At 61.1% G+C, this 18,030-nt stretch carries 16 protein-coding genes and 1 pseudogene; 9 read left to right on the top strand and 8 right to left on the bottom strand.

The features are described from left to right. Positions 1–44: 44 nt before the first annotated feature. Positions 45–899, bottom strand: a complete 855-nt coding sequence (gene argB / locus OP10G_RS14535; RefSeq protein WP_038473166.1) for an acetylglutamate kinase — start codon at positions 897–899, stop codon at positions 45–47. A 93-nt stretch (positions 900–992) separates the two neighbouring features. Between argB and OP10G_RS14530 the strand changes: the two genes are divergently transcribed. Continuing rightward, a complete protein-coding gene (locus OP10G_RS14530) occupies positions 993–1,274 on the top strand; it encodes a hypothetical protein (protein ID WP_025229709.1) in 282 nt (93 codons plus the stop codon). Here the strand turns inward: OP10G_RS14530 and OP10G_RS28025 are convergent. After that, positions 1,275–1,397, bottom strand: a pseudogene (locus OP10G_RS28025) (DUF7737 domain-containing protein); the annotation flags it as partial. Positions 1,398–1,758: 361 nt separating this feature from the next. Then, complete coding sequence (locus tag OP10G_RS14525) at positions 1,759–2,151, bottom strand: hypothetical protein (RefSeq protein WP_025229710.1); 393 nt, start codon at positions 2,149–2,151, stop codon at positions 1,759–1,761. 28 nt (positions 2,152–2,179) lie between these two features. Here OP10G_RS14525 and OP10G_RS14520 point away from each other — a divergent pair, with 28 nt between their 5' ends. Further along, positions 2,180–2,971 carry a phytanoyl-CoA dioxygenase family protein gene (locus OP10G_RS14520; protein ID WP_025229711.1) on the top strand — a complete coding sequence of 264 codons (792 nt, stop codon included), beginning with the start codon at positions 2,180–2,182 and terminating at the stop codon, positions 2,969–2,971. 136 nt (positions 2,972–3,107) lie between these two features. After that, a complete protein-coding gene (locus tag OP10G_RS14515) occupies positions 3,108–6,158 on the top strand; it encodes a WD40/YVTN/BNR-like repeat-containing protein (protein WP_025229712.1) in 3,051 nt (1,016 codons plus the stop codon). An 83-nt stretch (positions 6,159–6,241) separates the two neighbouring features. Here OP10G_RS14515 and OP10G_RS14510 read toward each other — a convergent pair whose 3' ends face one another. Continuing rightward, a complete protein-coding gene (locus OP10G_RS14510) occupies positions 6,242–8,356 on the bottom strand; it encodes a S9 family peptidase (protein WP_144241171.1) in 2,115 nt (704 codons plus the stop codon). 46 nt (positions 8,357–8,402) lie between these two features. Here OP10G_RS14510 and OP10G_RS24740 point away from each other — a divergent pair, with 46 nt between their 5' ends. Further along, positions 8,403–9,329 carry a Vgb family protein gene (locus tag OP10G_RS24740; protein WP_025229714.1) on the top strand — a complete coding sequence of 309 codons (927 nt, stop codon included), beginning with the start codon at positions 8,403–8,405 and terminating at the stop codon, positions 9,327–9,329. A gap of 311 nt (positions 9,330–9,640) precedes the next feature. Here OP10G_RS24740 and OP10G_RS14500 read toward each other — a convergent pair whose 3' ends face one another. From OP10G_RS14500 to OP10G_RS14485, 4 genes are all read right to left on the bottom strand, one after another. Beyond that, positions 9,641–10,240: a YciE/YciF ferroxidase family protein gene (locus OP10G_RS14500; RefSeq protein WP_158409244.1), complete on the bottom strand. Its 600-nt coding sequence runs from the start codon at positions 10,238–10,240 to the stop codon at positions 9,641–9,643. Positions 10,241–10,262: 22 nt separating this feature from the next. Continuing rightward, entirely contained in the window at positions 10,263–10,808 is a 546-nt protein-coding gene (locus OP10G_RS14495) for a YciE/YciF ferroxidase family protein (RefSeq protein ID WP_144241170.1), read from the bottom strand. A gap of 154 nt (positions 10,809–10,962) precedes the next feature. Continuing rightward, entirely contained in the window at positions 10,963–12,063 is a 1,101-nt protein-coding gene (gene tgt / locus OP10G_RS14490) for a tRNA guanosine(34) transglycosylase Tgt (protein ID WP_038473163.1), read from the bottom strand. A gap of 1 nt (position 12,064) precedes the next feature. Beyond that, positions 12,065–12,616 (bottom strand): GNAT family N-acetyltransferase, encoded by a 552-nt coding sequence (locus tag OP10G_RS14485; protein WP_025229718.1) that lies wholly within the window; start codon positions 12,614–12,616, stop codon positions 12,065–12,067. 38 nt (positions 12,617–12,654) lie between these two features. Between OP10G_RS14485 and serC the strand changes: the two genes are divergently transcribed. From serC to OP10G_RS14460, 5 genes are all read left to right on the top strand, one after another. Further along, on the top strand, positions 12,655–13,749 hold the full coding sequence (serC, locus tag OP10G_RS14480) for a phosphoserine transaminase (RefSeq protein ID WP_025229719.1): 1,095 nt from the start codon (positions 12,655–12,657) through the stop codon (positions 13,747–13,749). Continuing rightward, positions 13,746–14,414, top strand: a complete 669-nt coding sequence (locus OP10G_RS14475) for a hypothetical protein (protein ID WP_025229720.1) — start codon at positions 13,746–13,748, stop codon at positions 14,412–14,414. The genes serC and OP10G_RS14475 overlap by 4 nt, the downstream gene beginning before the upstream one ends. 20 nt (positions 14,415–14,434) lie before the next feature. Beyond that, positions 14,435–15,145, top strand: coding sequence for a DUF554 domain-containing protein (locus tag OP10G_RS14470; protein WP_025229721.1), 711 nt, complete (start codon positions 14,435–14,437; stop codon positions 15,143–15,145). Next, positions 15,142–16,230, top strand: a complete 1,089-nt coding sequence (locus tag OP10G_RS14465) for a mechanosensitive ion channel family protein (RefSeq protein ID WP_025229722.1) — start codon at positions 15,142–15,144, stop codon at positions 16,228–16,230. The genes OP10G_RS14470 and OP10G_RS14465 overlap by 4 nt, the downstream gene beginning before the upstream one ends. Before the next feature lie 94 nt (positions 16,231–16,324). Then, a complete protein-coding gene (locus OP10G_RS14460; RefSeq protein ID WP_025229723.1) occupies positions 16,325–18,025 on the top strand; it encodes a glycoside hydrolase family 57 protein in 1,701 nt (566 codons plus the stop codon). Positions 18,026–18,030 lie beyond the last annotated feature (5 nt).

The raw sequence follows: 18,030 nt of genomic DNA, 5'->3' as shown, positions 1-18,030 counted from the left end.
TCCCTACCACGCACCCCGATGCCTCAAACCAAACACCCGAATCCCTAGTGAGCCGCCATCATCGTCCCGATCCCTCGATCGGTGAAGACCTCGATCAGAAGCCCGTTCGGGGTTCCGCCGTTGATCATGTGCACGCTCCCGACGCCATGTTTCAGCGCGGTAAGTGCCGCCTCTAGCTTCGGGATCATCCCCCGATCCGCTCTTCCCGTATCGATCATCGACTGCGCCTCCGCCTGAGTCAGCGTCGAAATCGTCGATTCCTTATCGTCCTTGTCGGCCAGAACCCCATCCGTGTCCGTAAGCAAGATCAGCTTGGAGGCCCCAACCGCGCCCGCGATCGCCGCCGCCGCCGTGTCGGCGTTTACGTTGAGGGCACGGTGCTCGGCGTCCGTCGCCACCGAACAGACGACCGGGATGTAACCGGCCTCGGTCGCCACCTTCAGCACATCCGGATCGACCTGAGTAACCGCCCCGACCCGCCCGAGCTCCGAGGAGACCGGCACCGCCTGGAGCAGATCGGCGTCGCGGCCCGATAATCCGATCGCCCGCCCCCCTAGCCGCTGAACCTCGGCCACGAGGGACTTGTTCGCTCTGCCGGCGAGCGCCATCTCGACCACGTCCATTGTCGGTTCGTCCGTCACCCTCAGCCCGCCGAGCGTTCGCTTCTCAATACCGAGTTTATTGAGCCACGAGTCGATCTCCGGTCCCCCGCCGTGCACGAGGATCGGGCGAACGCCGACCAATTGAAGCAGAAGGACGTTTCGGATCACCCCTTCCATCAGCGCCGCGTTCCCCATCGCGCTTCCTCCGTACTTCACCACGAACGTTTGCCCGCGAAACGCCTGGATATAAGGAAGCGCCTGATTAAGGACGTCGGCCTGTAGCTGGGGATCGAACATTCCGATCAGGGTACCGGTTCGCCGGAACGCAGACGAGCGGATACGGGTCAGAACCGTTACGAAACGCTGCCCATCGGCAGCCGGAGGGCATCTATGTCGACCAACGCAGGACGAACCAACTCGACCGAATCGAACACCGCACGACCCAACAAGAACCGCGGGCGAGACGAACATATCGGGAATCACGGCTTTAGCGAAGTCGTCACCGGCGAAGGCGCCGCTCATCCGGAACAGCAGGAAGGGGTACTCACACGCGACGGCGAGCTTGCCATCGACGGCGGCAAGCTGCCGGGCCGGCACGACGATTTCCAGGGCGAGCTAGACAAGGGAAACCACCCCGTCCCCGGGGCGTACGGCACCGACAACGGAACCTAGTTATCTCTTTATCTGGTGCACGATCGAGGCGTCGGTTATCTTGTCGTCCTTCGCCAGCATCATTGCCTTGCTGAGAATAATTGCCAGCACACCATCTCCCTCGAACGGCAGGTAGAGCGGCCGCGCCCCTTTCGACCACTTTTCTCAGAACTGGCGATGCCGGTGATATCCTGCCTTATGTAGAAAGGTCTAGAGTCCCTCCAATCAGTCGACTGGAAATTCCTCCGACGTTCGATCAATGCGATCGCCATCCGCCCCCTGGCCTCGCCTTCAGCCCTCAACACTTGCCGAACTTCTGGCCGCGATTGATCCAGACGTTGAATAAGGAACTGCCCTCCAACGGCATTGGGAGGGACCATCGCCAAGTAAAAGTCCAGCAATCAATCGACCGCACGAAACTCAGCGTCCAATGGGTCGCTACTCCGCGCAACTTCCGGAGTGAACCCTGCGATCGCCTTCTTAACCCGGTCGAAAAGGCTCAATCTTAGCCACCAACCAGCGGCACCAGTCGGAGAAAACTCACTTGGTCCCCTTCGAAGAATTGCGCCCGGTCCTCCAGCGATTCCGCTTGGCCATCCGGCAAGAGCACGATGAAACGCTGATCGCGAAACGCCTTCAGGGCAACCTGTACTTGGTGGTCGGCGTCGACCAGTTGGAAACGCCGGGCCGCGGGCCCGTTCAACATCGTCTCCACGTCGGTTGGCTGGACCAAGCCGTAGTACTTCTCCGGCCGGTCGCGGTTGTATCGGCGCACCTCTTCTCGAACCCGCAGCGCGATCAGGTCGCGCACCGTCATCTCGTCGCGATCGAGTTGCAACGAAGGCCCCTCGACCTTGGCGCCGGCGGCGGTTTCGTCGATCGTACGAATGGTTGGCATAGATCCTCGATTAGATTAACCTAGGTTCATGCCGATTGAACCGACGATCCGACTCACCGACGAGCAGATCCACTTTTATCACGAGAACGGGTACCTGGTGCTGGACCAGATTTCGACTCCCGACGAACTCGAAAATCTTCGCCAGATCTACGACCGACTCTTCTCCGAGCGGGCGGGCCGCGAAAAAGGGGATCAGTTCGACCTCGCCGGCGCCGACGAAGAGGGAGAAACCGCGAAGCTGCCCCAAATCTTGGGTCCCAGCCAATACGCTCCCGAAATGCTGGAAACCCTCGCTTGGGCGAACGGCGGCGCGATCATGGCGCAGCTTTGGGGACAGGAAGGAGCCGGACGAGGCGACCACGCGATTCTCAAACCGGCCCGCTACGGCTCGCCGACCCCTTGGCATCAAGACGAAGCGTATTGGGACCCCGCGCTCGACTACACCTCCCTAAGTATCTGGATGCCGCTCCAAGACGTAGACGCCGCCTCCGGATGCATGCACTTCGTCCCCGGTTCCCACAAATCGGAAATCCACCCCCACCGGCCGATCGGTAACGACCCCCGAGTCCACGGCCTGGAGCTCGACCCGGCATTCAATCTCGACCTCAGCGGCGCCGTCGGCGCGCCGCTTCGCGCCGGTGGCTGCACCATCCACCACCAGCGAACCCTCCACTACGCTCCGGGAAACGTCTCCGACATCCCGCGGCGAGCCTGGATCATGATGGGCGGCCTCCCCGCCACCCCCCGCGAAAAACCCGCCGACTACTACTGGCAAAAACAACGCCACACCGCCCGCGAAGAACGAGCCAAGAAGTCCTGACGTACGTGGAACGCTACCCGATCCCTCCCGACGCGCCGTCGGGCAGGGTCCGGCCACCGGCCGGGCAATTCCCCTCCAAATACGATGGGCTCGCCACCCACGCCACAGGTAACGTACGATCCATTACGGTCTTGTTATGAAGATTCCGCTCTCGTGTCTCGCTCTTTCCCTAGTCGCATCCGGTTTGGCTCAGGGTTTCGACCCCGCCAACTACAAGGATCTCTCCTGGACCCTCGTCGGTCCTAACCGCGGCGGACGCTCAGTCGCCTGCACCGGCGTAAGAACCCGTCCCAACGAGTTCTATTTCGGCGCGACCGGAGGCGGGCTTTGGAAAAGCACCGACGCCGGTGCTTCCTGGAGCTGCGTCTCCGACGGATTTTTCAGCTCCTCATCCGTGGGCGCGGTGGCGGTAAGCGAATCGAACCCGGATGTGATTTACGCCGGGATGGGCGAGCGCGACATCCGCGGAGACATTTCCGAAGGCGATGGAATCTACAAGTCGACTGACGCTGGCAAGACCTGGCGTCATCTCGGCCTCGCGCAAACGCGCACCGTCTCCCGAATTGTCGTGGACCCCAAAAATCCCGACGTCGTCTACGTCGCCGCCCTCGGCCACGTCTACGGAAAAACTCCGGAGCGAGGAGTGTTCAAGAGCACCGACGGCGGCGGAACTTGGACCAAAGTGTTATACGAAAGCGAACAGGCCGGAGCGGTAGACCTGGTGATGGACCCGGCCGACTCGAACACGCTTTACGCCTCCACATGGGAGGCTTGGCGAACCCCCTACAAACTGAGCAGCGGCGGTCCGGGAAGCAAGCTTTGGAAGAGCACGGACGCCGGTCGTACCTGGGTCGACATCACTCGGATGCCCGGGTTGCCCAAGGGCGTTGTGGGAAAAATCGGCGTCTCCGTCTCGGCCGCGAAACGGGAACGCATCTACGCGAACATCGAAGCCGCCGACGGCGGCATCTTTAGATCGGACGACGCCGGCGCCACGTGGTCCCGCGTGAACGAGAGCAGCGAATACCGCCAGCGCGCCTGGTACTACACCCACATCTACGCCGATCCCAAGGAGGTCGACAAGGTCTACTGCCTCAACGTCGGCTTCGGCAGATCCACCGACGGTGGCAAGACGTGGAGCTCTTTGCGCCCTTCGCACGGCGATAACCACGACCTCTGGATCAATCCCGACGACCCGTCCCACATGATCGAGTCGAACGACGGCGGCGCGAATGTGTCCACGGATGGCGGCAAAACTTGGACTCGGGAAACGATGCCGACCGCCCAGCTCTACCACGTGGTCGCCGATAACGCCTTCCCGTACCGAATCTACGGCTCCCAGCAGGACAACAGCTCGGTCAAGCTGTCGCCCGACCAAGTCGACACCCCGGATAAGCGAAACTTCGAAGGAACCGCCGGCGGCGAAAGCGGCTACATCGCGGTCCGCTGGGACGATCCGGACGTCGTTTACGGCGGCAACTACGGCGGGAACATCTCCGAAGTGAACTCTCGCACACGCCAATCGCGCGAGATTGACCCATGGCCGGACAACCCCATGGGCCACGGAGCCGCGGACCTCGTTCACCGCTTCCAGTGGACTTTCCCAATCGTGACCTCCCCTCACGACCCGAACGTGCTCTACACTGCCTCGCAATACCTGCTGAAAACCTCAGACCGAGGGCATAGCTGGCAACGGATCTCCCCCGACCTCACGCGCAACGACCGAACGAAGCAAGCCTCGTCCGGTGGGCCGCTGACGCAAGACAACACGAGCATCGAGTACTACGACACCATTTTCACCGTCGCCGAGTCGCCTCGCCGAAAAGGAGTGATCTGGGTCGGTACCGACGACGGACTTGTTCAGGTCACGCAGAACGGGGGCCGGAACTGGCAAAACGTAACCCCCGCCGGGCTTCCAACCTGGGCAAGGATCAGCATCGTCGAGGCCTCCCCGCACGATCCGGCAACCGCCTACGTCGCCGCCAATAACTACCAGAACGACGACCTTACGCCCTACATATATCGAACGCACGACTATGGCCGCACCTGGACCAAGATCGTCCGCGGAATTCCGAATGGAGCCTTCGCGAGGGTCTGCCGGGAGGATCTCCATCGCCCCGGCCTGCTTTACGCCGGGACCGAAAGCGGTGCCTACATCAGCTTCGACGATGGTGGAAGCTGGCGGTCGCTCCAAAAGAATCTCCCCCTCTGCCCGGTCCACGACCTCGCGCTGAAAGACGACGACCTGATCGCCGCTACCCACGGGCGGTCGTTCTGGATCATGCACGGCACCTCCCGTCTCGCCCACCTCACCGCCGGACCTGCGACCAAACCGATTCTTTACGACCCGATCGACCGTTACCGCCTGGGCGGAGCTCGCGCCCAAATCGACTATTACCTGCCGGCCGCCGCAAAGAGCGTCAACTTTGAATTCTTCGATCGGCGGGGCGAGAAGTTGGGGGCAGTCGCGGGCGACACCGATCCAGGTTTCCACACCGCAACCGCCGGCCTGAGCAAGCCCGGCTTCGGCACCTTCCCCGGAATGATCTTTTGGGCCGGCTTCTCCCGCCCGATCTCGGCTCCGCCGGGAACGTATGCGGTGAAGATGACGGCGGACGGCGTCAGCGAGTCGAAATCGTTCCGTCTGCTGAAAGATCCGCGAGTGGAGGCGAGCGAAGCCGATCTCCAGGAGCAGTTCGATCTTGCTACGCAGATATCCAACCGCGTCAACGACGCGAACTTGGCCGTGGTCCGGATCCGCGACACGAAAGCCCAGATCGACCGCGCGATCGCGGACAGCAAGGGGGATGCGACCGTAACCGCGCACGGAACCGCCCTTAAAGACCAACTAACCGCCGTCGAAGGGGAGATCTATCAATACCGAAGCCGAAGCGGCCAAGACCCTTTGAACTTCCCGATCAAGCTCAACGACAAACTCGCCGGCGTCCTCGGCACCGTCCTCTCCGGCAACATGCGCCCCTCAACGCAAGCCCGCGAGGTCTTCCGCATCCTCTCAAAGCAGCTCCAGGTCCAACTAGACTCTCTGAAGCGACTAGAGACCCGCGAGGTGACCGGATTCAACGCACTTCTCAAAGGCAAGAGCATCAGCCCCGTAACCCCGAAAGAAGTCCCCCTAAACACCGCCGGCGGCCGCCGCGGAGGCGGAGAGGAGGAAGAGGAAGGGTAGGCGTTGGGCGTTGGGCGTTGGGCGTCGTAGCATCGGCACCTTGCCGATGAACCTAATATCTTTCATGCCCAGCGCCATAACGCCTAGCGCCTAGCACCTCTCCCCTTCCACACCACCGCCAACGCATCCGTCTTCGGCTCATTGAGAATGAGGTGGGTCACGAAATACTCCCACATCCGAGTCGAGTTCATGCCGGTATGCCCCCGGTCCGGCCCGATCTGGAGGTCGTACCGTTTACCATGAGTCTCCAGTGCCTGGACCAACTGGATGGTGTTCGCGGGGTGCACGTTGTTGTCGGCCGTGCCGTAGTACAGCATCAGCTTGCCGGCGAGTTTGTTGGCATAGGTCATCGCCGAACCCGCGTCGTAGCCTGCTTTGTTCTCGTTCTCCCACGGGAGCCCCATGAACCGCTCCGTGTAGATTGAGTCGTAGTTCAGCCAATCGGTAACCGGCGAGCTCGCACAGGCCACTTGGAACGTCTCCGGGTGGCGAAGGATCGCCATGACCGAGGCGTACCCCCCGTACGACGTTCCGTAGATCCCGACCCGCTTTCCGTCGACGTAAGGTCTCTTAGCTAACTCCTGAACGCCCGCCGCCTGGTCGTCGATCTCTACCACCCCAAGCTTCCCGTACACCGCGTCGCGAAACGCCTTTCCCCGCCCGTTGGTCCCCCGCCCATCAAGCCAAACGTGCAAGAAGCCGAGCTCGGTAATCGGATTGGGAGTCTGGAACGTCTCCGCGCCCCCACTCGATTCGGGGCCTCCGTAGACCGAGACAATCAAAGGGTATTTCTTGGCCGGATCGAAGTCGGAGGGATACGACATCGTCCCATAACACTGCGTCTTCCCGTCCGCCACCGGAAAGGTAAATCGCTCGACTTTGCGTAGCTTCAGCTCATCGAACTTAGAAGTATCGCTCGTTGCGAGCGTCTTGATCTCCTTTCCGTCTTCGTCTCTGAGCAGCGTGGAAGGCGCCACGTCCACCGCTTGCTGCACGTCGACGAAGCGATGAGTATCGGGAGACAACGAGATCGAATGGCTAAGCTTCGGGTCGGTCAAGCGTTTATCGCCACGCCCGTCGATTCCCACCCGGTGAAGCTGCATCAGGTAAGGGTTTTCTCCGCTTCGCGCGGTATACCAAACCGTCTTCTCGTCCTCCGATACCCGCACCACCCGTTCGACGTCGAAGGAGTGTTGTGTAATATTATTTAACAGTTTGCCATCGATATCGTACAGATATAGATTGTCGAAACCGTTGCGTTCAGAACCCCAGATGAACCGGTGTCCATCCTTCAAGAACTGCATCGCCGGATGATTTTCCGCCCAACTCTGAGTCTGTGACTCGCTAACGATCACCCGAGGAGTGCCCGACTCCGGGTCGGCCGCGCAAAGCTGTAGAACGTTCTGCTTCCGGTTCGTTCGGTTAAAGAGCAGCGCCTTCCCATCGGGCGACCAGCGCACGTCGAACACATATTCGCCCATCGTCGGAGCGTCGAACCGCGTGTCGATGGTCGTCGTTTTCTTCGAAGCCAAGTCGTACACGAACAGCGTCACCACCGGGTTCGGAGCTCCCGCCTTTGGATACGCTTCCACGTCCAACGTGTCCTGAACCTTGGTCTGGGAATACTGCAGGTAGTAGTCCTTAACTTTCGATTCGTCGAACTTGTAGAAGGCAAGCTTCGATCCATCCGGCGACCACCACATCGCCTCCCGCACCCCTAGCTCTTCGCCGTAGACCCAGCTCGCGATGCCGTACTTGGTTCGGTCTTTCTCGCTTCCATCCGTGGTCACCGCTACCTCGTTCCGCCCCGCGGCATCGCTCACGTAAACGTTTCGGTCGCGAGTTACCGCTTTGCGCTTCCCATCCGCGCTGAACGCAGTGTCGAACTGGCGGCCACGCTCCGGATTGCGGCGCGGCCGGTTTGCCTGGCGTCCGCTACCCGACCCATCTTCGGTCGCCTCACTCTCCACCCCTTTCTCCACATCGAAGCGGTACCGCTTCCCATCGCGAGAGTAGGTGATGAACTTGGAATCTTCCGACCAGTCGGTTACGAGATTTCCTCGCTTGACGGAACCGGCAATCTCACGGCGAAGCTTCTCGTAACGGTCGTATCGGGGCATGGTCTGAAGAGTGTCCTGGGCGTAGGCGGTCACGCTTAAAAGGGCAAAAATGAGTAGCGAGGGCCGCATGGTAGACATGGCGCTTAGTATCCTATCACGGGGCCTTGCCCCGAGGGGGTTATCGATGCGTCGTTTCGTTTTGTTCGCCTATGTCGTTGCTTTGGCAATGGCGCTTGCCGGTTGCGGAGGTTCTGGTTCGGGAAGCTCGACCCACGAAGAGCTGCTCGTCGGAAGCTCCGGCAATGGAAAGATTCTTCGGTACAACGCGGCAACCGGAGCCTATCTAGGCGTGTTCGCGCAAGGGGGGCCGTTGGTGAGTCCGAACGGCCTGGGCCAGTTGCCAACTGGAGAGGTGGTCGTCGGGGACTTCGTCAACCACAAAATCTTGCTCTATTCGCAAAAAGGAGCCTTCGAGCGCGAGCTTGGGACGCTAGCCGGCACCCCGTTCGATTTGCTCGTCCTGCCGAACGGCGACTTTTTGGTATCGGAAAACTTCTCGCCCAGTCCTGCCCCTCACCCAACCGGCCGTGTGGTGAAGTACACGAACGGCGCTTTCCACACCTTCATCGAGGGTGGCCCCCTGAACGGACCCGACGGTATGGCGATTGGACCCGACGGAAATCTCTATCTCTCTAGCCAAGATTCGTTCCAGGTGCTGAAGTACAACGTGAACACCGGCGCCTTACTTGGCGTGGTGACTGAGGGCGATCCGCTCGGTACGCCGAATGCCGGTCCCTCGGGGCTCGCGTTCGGACCGGACGGCAACCTTTACGTCACCCAGCACGACACCAACCCGGTTGCCACCACCAACGGCATGGTCCTGCGCTACAACGGAACGACGGGCGCCTTCATGGACTTCATCGTCCCTGAGCACTCGGGTGGAATATCAGGCCCCATCGGAGTCGGTTTCACCCCGTCCGGAAACCTTCTCGTAACCTCCGCGGCTACCAACGAGCTCCTCGCCTACGCCCTAAACGGCGTACCCGCCGGAGTCTTCGCCACCAGCCCCGACCTACAAGGCCCCATCTACTTCACCAAAGTCCGCCGGTAACATCCTCCACGCATCTGCCGATATGGATAGGAAGGAAGCACTTTTCTATCCATATGGCAATATCGTCTCGGCTCATCGAGGAAGTATTACAAGCACACTTCTTCTCCTACGCCGAGTCATTGACACTCCCCCTTCGCGCCTTGGCGACTTTGCGTGACACTCCCATACCAGGGGACGGACCGCTGGTCTCCAGACCGGCTCTTTCCGGACTCCCTCACCCTCAACCCCCTCTCCCTCGTTTGGCACATGCATCCGAAGGAGGGAGAGGGGGCTCCATAACCCCGAGCCAACGACCTCAGGCTTACCACCCGCTAACGCACGCTGACTTTATCTCGCGGCGACTTCGCCTTCCCATTGGAAGACGGTTTCCCGTTGGAGGAAGCCTTTGTCGACGACGACGCTCGGCGCGGCCCCTTCGGCTTCTCTGCAGGCTGAACCTGGGACGCCGTTCGGTTGATCTCCGATTCGGCCAGTTGGCTAAGAAGCTGATCGCATCGCTCCTCCTCCGCCATATTCTCCTTCAGAAGATCGAACCCTTCGCGCATGCCGGCCGACTTCATGTACTCCAAGAGCGTCCCGTACCCGCAGATTTCGTAATGCTCCGCCTTCTGGGCGAGACCGATGATCATCGCGTCGGCGACCGGCCCCGGCTTCGCTTCTTTCAGGTGCTCGGAGCATTCCTCGATGATTCCCTGCATCCCTTTACAAAGCATTCCGCTCGGCTTGAATCCCATCGCCTTGGCCGCTTCTTCCACCCGCTTGACATGAGCGGTCGTCTCCTCTAGGTGGGTCTGCAACGAAGCCTTCAGACGCGGATGCTGCGCCGCCTTGATCAACCTCGGAAGCGCCTTCGTAAGCTGTTTCTCGACGCTATATAGGTCTTTCACGCACTCTTCGATTAGTTGTTGCATCGTCTCCATTGGTTTTGCTCTCCTAAATCAGGCTCGCGCCCCCCATGCTGCCGGCCATCGCCCGCGGGTTTGCGTCTTCTTCGGCGATGTCCGTTAGGAGGTCGTCCGCCTCTTCCTCTTCGTTGAGGGTCATTTCCAGGAGCTGGACCACCTCCTCGTAGCCAAGTTGCTCGGCCCACTCGAGCGCGGTTCCGTAATTCCCGATCTCGTAGTGCTCGCCCTTCTGAGCGCAGGCGATGATCGCCGCGTCTCCGGCCGGAGTGCCGCCGAACTCCTGAAGATGCTCCTGAGCCTCTTTCACGAGACCCACCGTGCCCTGGCACGTCACCCCACTCGGATCGAAGTGAAGAATTGAGGCGATCTGCTCGATTCTCCGCACGTGCTCCTCGGTCTGGCCGATGTGGTTATGAATCGCCTCTTTAAGGCGATTGCTTTGTGCCGCATCGCGCATATCCTGCATCGCCTTAAGCAGCAGCTTCTCGGAGCTGTACATGTCCTTAACCGTGTTTTCAAAGAGATCTTTCAGCGTCTTCATGGTCCACTCCCGGAGCCGCCGACCTTCCGCCACGCTCGCCCCAACCTACCGACGAAGAACGCCAAACCTTGTTCCTACGTGGCACGGGCTTCCAGCCCATGTGTATCACGACCATCCTGGTCGTGTGAGTCCGCCAAGGGCAAGATGCCCTTGGGACACATGGGCTGGAAGCCCATGCCACTTCAGGTCAGGCCTGCGCGTAGCGGGCCGCCAACTCGGGCCAAGTTCCCTGCTCAATCGCTTCGCGGATCTCGCGCATCAGCCGGGCGTAAAACGCCAAGTTATGCAAGGTCGCCAGCCGAGCCCCAAGCGCCTCGCCCGCCACGAAAAGGTGGCGCATATAGGCGGCCGAGTACCGCTCCGTCTGCGGAAACACGCTCCCCTCGTCGACCGGTCCATTGTGGTCTGCCCACCGTTTGGCACGGATATTCACCCGACCGTCCAGCGTGTACAGGGCATGGTGCCGCGCCATGCGGGTCGGCAGCACGCAATCGAACATGTCAATTCCCGACGCCACCCCGTGCAAGATATCTTTCGGGTGGCCGACACCCATAAGGTAGCGCGCCTTGTCGGCCGGAAGCAGCGGAGCCGTGAACTCCACCACCGGGTACTGCATCTCCGTCGGCTCCCCGACGCTGACTCCCCCGATCGCCACCCCATCGAACGGCAACGAGGAAATGAATTCCGCCGACTCCCGCCGGAGGTCTTCATGCACTCCCCCCTGAACGATTCCGAACACCGCCTGCGTCTCCCGCCGAACCGCCAAGTTCCGTGGCGCCCACAGGTGGGTCCGGCGCATCGCATTCGCGGCTTCGTCCCGAGTGCACGGATACGGCGGGCATTCGTCCAGGCACATGCTGATATCGACCCCGAGCTGCCCCTGAATCTCGATCGATCGTTCCGGCGGCAGGTAATGAAGCGACCCATCCAGGTGGGAGCGAAACGTCACCCCCTGATCATCGATCTTCCGCGTGTTGGAGAGCGACATCACCTGGTACCCCCCGGAGTCGGTCAAGATCGCGCCGTTCCAAGACATGAAGCGATGAAGACCACCGAGCTGCTCCACCAAATCCGCGCCCGGCCGGAGGGATAAATGATAGGTATTGGACAAGACTTGCTCAAAACCAAGCCCCTCGATATCCTCGCTTCCGACCGTCTTCACCGTCCCCTGGGTCCCAACAGGCATAAAGAACGGGGTTTCCACCGTACCGTGCGGAGTGTGCAAACGCCCTCGTCGCGCCTTCGTATGCGGGCACGTCGCGATGAGCTCGTAACGAACGTTGGGCAAATTATCCCTTCCAGTCCGGGTTCGTCCGGGCGGAAAGCACGTGGTCTTCCCAGACCCCGTCTATCAGCAGATAGTCGCGCGCATACCCCTCGACCTGAAAGCCGAGGCTTCGCAGAAGACGGCCGGACCTCTCGTTGCGCGGCATGTAGTTGGCGACGATTCGGTGAAGGTTTCGCGCCTCGAACATATAGCGAACGACTTCTCCAAGCGCCTCCTTCATGTACCCGTGCCCTTGGTGCTCCTCGGAAAGGGTGTAGCCGAGGATCGCGGAGTACGAAGGACCGCGCTGGATCTGGGTCAGGTTGGCTACGCCGATCAACTCATCCCCAAGCATCAGAACGAATCGAGCCGTGGTCCCGTTGGCGAACTGCTGCTGAATCAACGGGATGCTCGACTCCCACTCTGAAGCCGAGAACATACCGGCGTCGAATTTGGGCGAATACGGCTGAAGAAACTCGCGGTTCAGCGTGTAATAACGGGCGTATTTGACTCCGTCGCCCTTCATCGGCGTGCGCACCACCAATCGTCCGGTTCTTAGTTCGGCTCCGCGCATCCGGCCTATAGGTTACTTGGGCCGTGTAAACTCGCGCCATGCCGCAGCCATACGACCGCGTCTTTAACTTTTCGGCCGGACCATCGACGCTCCCGGTCCCAGTGTTGGAGAAAGCCCAGGCGGAAATGATGAATTTCCGAGGAACCGGGATGAGCCTGATGGAAATGTCCCACCGCTCCGCCCCGTTCGAAGAGGTTCTCCACAACGCGGAAGCCGACTTCAGAGCCCTGCTCGGAATTCCCGATCGATATAAGGTGCTCTTCCTTCAAGGCGGAGCCAGCACCCAGTTCGCCACCATCCCCATGTCCTACCTCCCCGCCGGTAAAAAGGCCAGGTACGTCATCACTGGTTCGTGGGGCAAAAAAGCGCTCGAGTCGGCCAAGATCCTCGGCGACGCGGAAGTCGTATGGGACGGCAAGAGTGGCAACTACAACGACGTCCCAAACGACCTTGCCCTAGATGCCAGTGACGACGTCGCCTACACCCATTTCACGAGCAACGAGACGATCCAAGGCGTCCGCTTCAGCACCGATCCGAACTGGGGCGGCCCGCTCGTCTGCGATATGTCCTCCGACATCCTCTCCCGCCCGGTCGACATTAGTAAGTACGACCTGATCTACGCCGGCGCGCAGAAGAACATGGGCCCGGCCGGAGTCGCCATCGTCGTGATCAGTGACGAAATGCTGGCGAAGGGACCGGACGGCCTCCCCCCGATGTTCGACTACCGGGTGCATGCGGAAAACGACTCCATGTACAACACTCCCGCCACCTGGGGCATCTACATCTGCGGCCTCGTCTACCGGCACCTGCTCGACACCGGCGGCCTCGAAGCCGCCGCAGAAAGGAACGACCGAAAGGCGAAGCTGCTCTATGACGCCATCGACGGATCTAACGGGTTCTTCAAAGGGCACGCCGTTCCCAGTGCGCGGTCCACGATGAACGTAACGTTCACCCTCGCCAGCGACGACCTCACGAAGGCGTTCCTCAAAGAAGCGCAAGCAAAGCAGCTCGATGGCCTAAAAGGGCACCGGTCGGTCGGCGGATGCCGGGCGAGCATCTACAACGCCTTCCCGGAGGAAGGGTGCCAGGTCCTTGCCGACCTGATGCGCGATTTCGCCTCCCGTAACGGATGAGCACTCGCCTCGCTGAGGCGATCTCCGCGGGTCGAACGGCCGTCACCCAAAATTGGCGGCCGTTCGTTCTTATTCAGGCCTGTGCCGTCCTGCTTGTCGCCGCCTACTATCTCCTTCCTGGAGCACCGGTCGCCACCGCTTGGATGGCCGAGTTGAAGCAGCGCGGCGGACTCCCATTCTCCGCCCTCACGACCGCGTTCGCCGGCGCGATACTGCCAGAGATCGCCCGCCGGATCACTCGGCGTCAAGGGAAGTTCGATGGAACGGACCTCGTTTTTCAGCTTGTCTTCTTTGCGTTCATGGGAGTGATCATCGATCTCTTCTACCGGTTCCTGGCAAGGGTGATCGGGGCCGGAACCACTCCGGACATCGTTCTCAAAAAGGTTCTGGTCGATCAGCTCCTTTTCGGCCCCCTCGTTACCATCACCATCAGCGCGACCGTGTTTCTGTGGAAAGATGCCGGCTTCTCGTTCCGTCGGACCGTCGAAGCCAGCCGGAACGGTGTCTGGGTGGCCCGCTTCGTCTCTCTCGTCATCGTCTGCTGGGCGTTCTGGATTCCGATGCTGGTCTGCGTCTACGCGATGCCGACGAACCTCCAATTCTGCCTCTTCCTCTGCGCTCAAGGAGCATGGGGACTGCTGTTGCTCGCCATGTCCGGCAGATAGCGTTGGTATCCTGTTTCCTAATGCGCGGGACCCTGCTGAACACGACCACCGTCGCGGTAGGGGCGTCCGTTGGTTTGCTCGTGGGACACTCCATCCCCGACAGCTACAAACAGGTCGCGCTTCATGGCCTGGGCCTCGTCACCGTCGGGATCGGGATCGGGATGTTTCTGCGCGCCAAGAACCCGCTCATCTCGGCGATCGCCATCGCCTTCGGCGGAATCATTGGTCTCGCTCTCGGCATCCATGCCGGGATCGAGCACCTCGCGGAATGGCTGAAAGCGCAGCTCGGCGCCCACGGCTCCAGCACATTCGCTGAGGGGCTCATCACCACCTTCGTGCTTTTCTGCGTCGGCCCCATGACCCTGCTCGGCTGCCTGCAAGATGCGCTGGAGCGGAAGATCGACCTCCTTGCCCTCAAGTCCACGATGGACGGTATCGCGGCCGTCTTTTTCGCCGCCGCCCTCGGGCCCGGCGTCCTCGTCACTGCCGGCCTGCTTCTCTTATTCCAGGGTGCTCTAACGTTGATGGCGCGTCCGCTTCGCCCCTTGGCCGAAGACCCCGACGCCTTGGCGGAGCTGAGCGGGGCGGGCGGCGCGATCCTGTTGGGAACCGGCATCGGGCTGCTTGGTCTTGCCGACCTGCACACCGCCAACTACCTCCCCGCCATTTTCCTCGCCCCGCTTCTCGTGCTGATCGGCCGACGAATCCCCAAGAAGGCGGTGGCGGCGTGACCTGGCCAGACTGGGTCCTCCACCTTCCCGCTCCCCTGCGATGGAGCTTCTTGGGCGTTGCCGCCTGGCAGGCGATTGGAGTGCTCGTGCTCGTCCTGGCCGCTCTCGTCGCGGCCCTGTTCGGCCGGATCGTCGCCGTGCGCCTTCTCCGCTTCCGTTCTCGCTTCTTGCCAAACCGATTGACTCTGGAAACCGAAAGGGCGATCCGACGAGCGATCGGAATCCTCTCCGGCGTCGCGGTGAGCTATCTGATCCTCGGTGAGCTCGTCTTGCCGAGCCATCTCGACGGATTTGGCCGGTCGATTCTTTGCGGAATCGCGATCGTCGCGTTCGGAATGCTGGCGTATTCGATGTGGGACGCAGTATGCGACGACATCGCCTCCCGCGCCACCGGCAGCGACCGGGCCGAACGGTTGCTGGTCCCGATGGCTCGCAAGTTCGTGCGGGCCCTGATCGTCTTGGTCGCCTTCCTCGTGGGCGCCACGATGCTATTCAATGCCGACGTCCGCGGCATCCTCGCCTCGCTCGGAATTGGCGGACTTGTGGTCGCTCTCGCCGCCAAAGACTCAGTTGAGAACGTCTTCGGTTCGCTCACGATTCTCTTCGACATGCCATTCGCCATCGGCGACTGGGTCCGAATCGACAAAACCGAGGGAATCGTCGAGGAGATAAACCTCCGGTCCACCCGCGTGCGGACGTTCGAAGACACCGTCATCACCCTGCCCAATGCCAACCTGATCCGAGCCTCGGTAGAAAACGTATCGTCGCGGCGAAACCGCCGGCAGAAGCTGGACCTCCGCCTCAGCTACGACACCGGCCCCGAAGCGCTCGACGCCTTCTGCCGCGACCTCCGCGCCTGGCTTGAGCGGCAACCGAAAACCGTTCGCGAAAAGACGATCGTGGACATCCAGGATTTCGGCGAGCCGTCCTTCGGAGTCTTGGTCCAATGCCACTTCGACGCCAAAACCCAAGCCGAGGAGCTCGATCTGCGACACCTCCTAGGCTTGGAGATCCTACGCCTCCGAGACAAACACAAGGTAATGTTCGCCGCCCACCCCCGCCCCGAACCCACGGCCAAACACTAGACAGGCGCGAAACCCCTGCCAATACACGCCCTCGGCGTGACGATCGGAGGCCGGTCTGGAGACCAGCGGTCCCGGTTAAGGCTACAATCCCCAAATGCCGGTTGGCCGATTCCTTCTCTGCCTCCACTCGCACATGCCGTACGTGTTGAGTCACGGGGTAAGCCCCCACGGAACGGACTGGATTAACGAATCGGCCGCCGAGTGCTACCTACCGCTCCTCCACGCCCTCGACCGCCTCCACCACGAAGGGATTCGTCCACGATGGACGATCAACATGACCCCGATCCTGGCCGAGCAGTTGGAAGACCCCTCCTTCAAGACCGGGTTCGAGGAGTACTGCCAACAGAAAATCGACATCGCTCTCTCCGACGCAAAGCGATTCGAGCGCGAAGGTCCCCTCTGGATGCAGGGGCTCGCCGGCTTCTGGCAGCGTTTCTATACCAAGGCGCTCGTTCAGTTCAAGCACCAGTGGGGCCGAAGCATCATCGAAGGATTTCGGTTCTTCCAAGACCAGGGTTGCATCGAAGTCATCACGAGCGGCGCCACCCACGGATACCAGCCCCTCCTTGGCACCGACGAATCGTGTCGAGCCCAAGTCCGGCTCGGCGTCCAAACCTACGAAAAGCATTTCGGACGCAAGCCCCGCGGTATTTGGCTCCCCGAATGTGCCTACCGCCCCCGATATGCCTGGAAGTCCCCCGTCGAGCCGAACGCCGTCGCCTGGGAAAGGATGGGAACCGACGAGATCCTGGAGCAGGAAGGGCTCGAGTACTTCTTCGTGGACTCCCACATGATCCGGGGCGGCCAGCCCCTCGGCACGTACGCCGCCAATTTCCCCCAGCTCGCTGAAATGTTCGCGCGTAGCAGCCGCTACTTCTCCCCGCCCGAGGAGTTTCGTTCGGAATACGAGCACTACCTGCTTCCAACCGGCACCACCGCGTTCGCCCGCGACCCGCAAACTACCGTCAAAGTGTGGTCCGGCGAAGCTGGCTACCCGGGCGACGAGTACTACCTGGAGTTCCACAAACAGCTCTATCCGGGCCGCCTCCGCTACTGGCGGATCTCCCAGGAGAAGAGCGACCTTGGCAAAAAGCAGCCGTACGACCCCTACAACGCGTTCGAACGAATCCAAGACCACGCTGCCGACCTCGTCAACGTCCTAAAGGGAACCCTCGCCCATTACAAAGGGCTCGCCGACCGAACCGGAACCCTCGTCGCCATGTACGACACCGAGTTGTTCGGCCACTGGTGGTGGGAAGGCCCGGAGTTCCTCTACGAGCTGACCAAGCGCCTCCACGCCGACGGCGAGATCGAGATGGTGAGCGGCGGCGACATGATGGACACCGAACCCGCCAAGCACCTCATCAACCTTCCCGAAGGAAGCTGGGGTGAGGGCGGCTATCACTACATCTGGATCAACGAAGAGAATTCGTGGACCTGGGCCAAGCTCTATCCGATCGAGCGAAAAATGCGTCAGATGGCCCGCGACTACGCCGACGGCCCAGCGAAAGAGGTCGTCACCCAAGCCGCGCGCGAGATGTTGCTCGCCGAGAGCTCGGACTGGCAGTTCCTCATCTCAACCTTTGCCGCCAAAGACTACGCCGAAATACGCTTCCAAGATCATATCGACCGCTTCGACCGCCTGGCCGAGATCGCCGACCGCGTCCATACCGGCGCCGTAATGACCGAAGAGGAAACGGCGTTCTTATTGGAGTGTCAGCAGAAAGACGCTCCGTTCGCCGAGCTAGACCTGAGCCTTTGGCTCCCCGACGCTGCAAAACTTAATGCCCAGTAACATGT

The organism is Fimbriimonas ginsengisoli Gsoil 348 (genome assembly GCF_000724625.1).
Classification (GTDB): domain Bacteria; phylum Armatimonadota; class Fimbriimonadia; order Fimbriimonadales; family Fimbriimonadaceae; genus Fimbriimonas; species Fimbriimonas ginsengisoli.
This window is presented reverse-complemented; position numbering and strand designations above follow the sequence as displayed.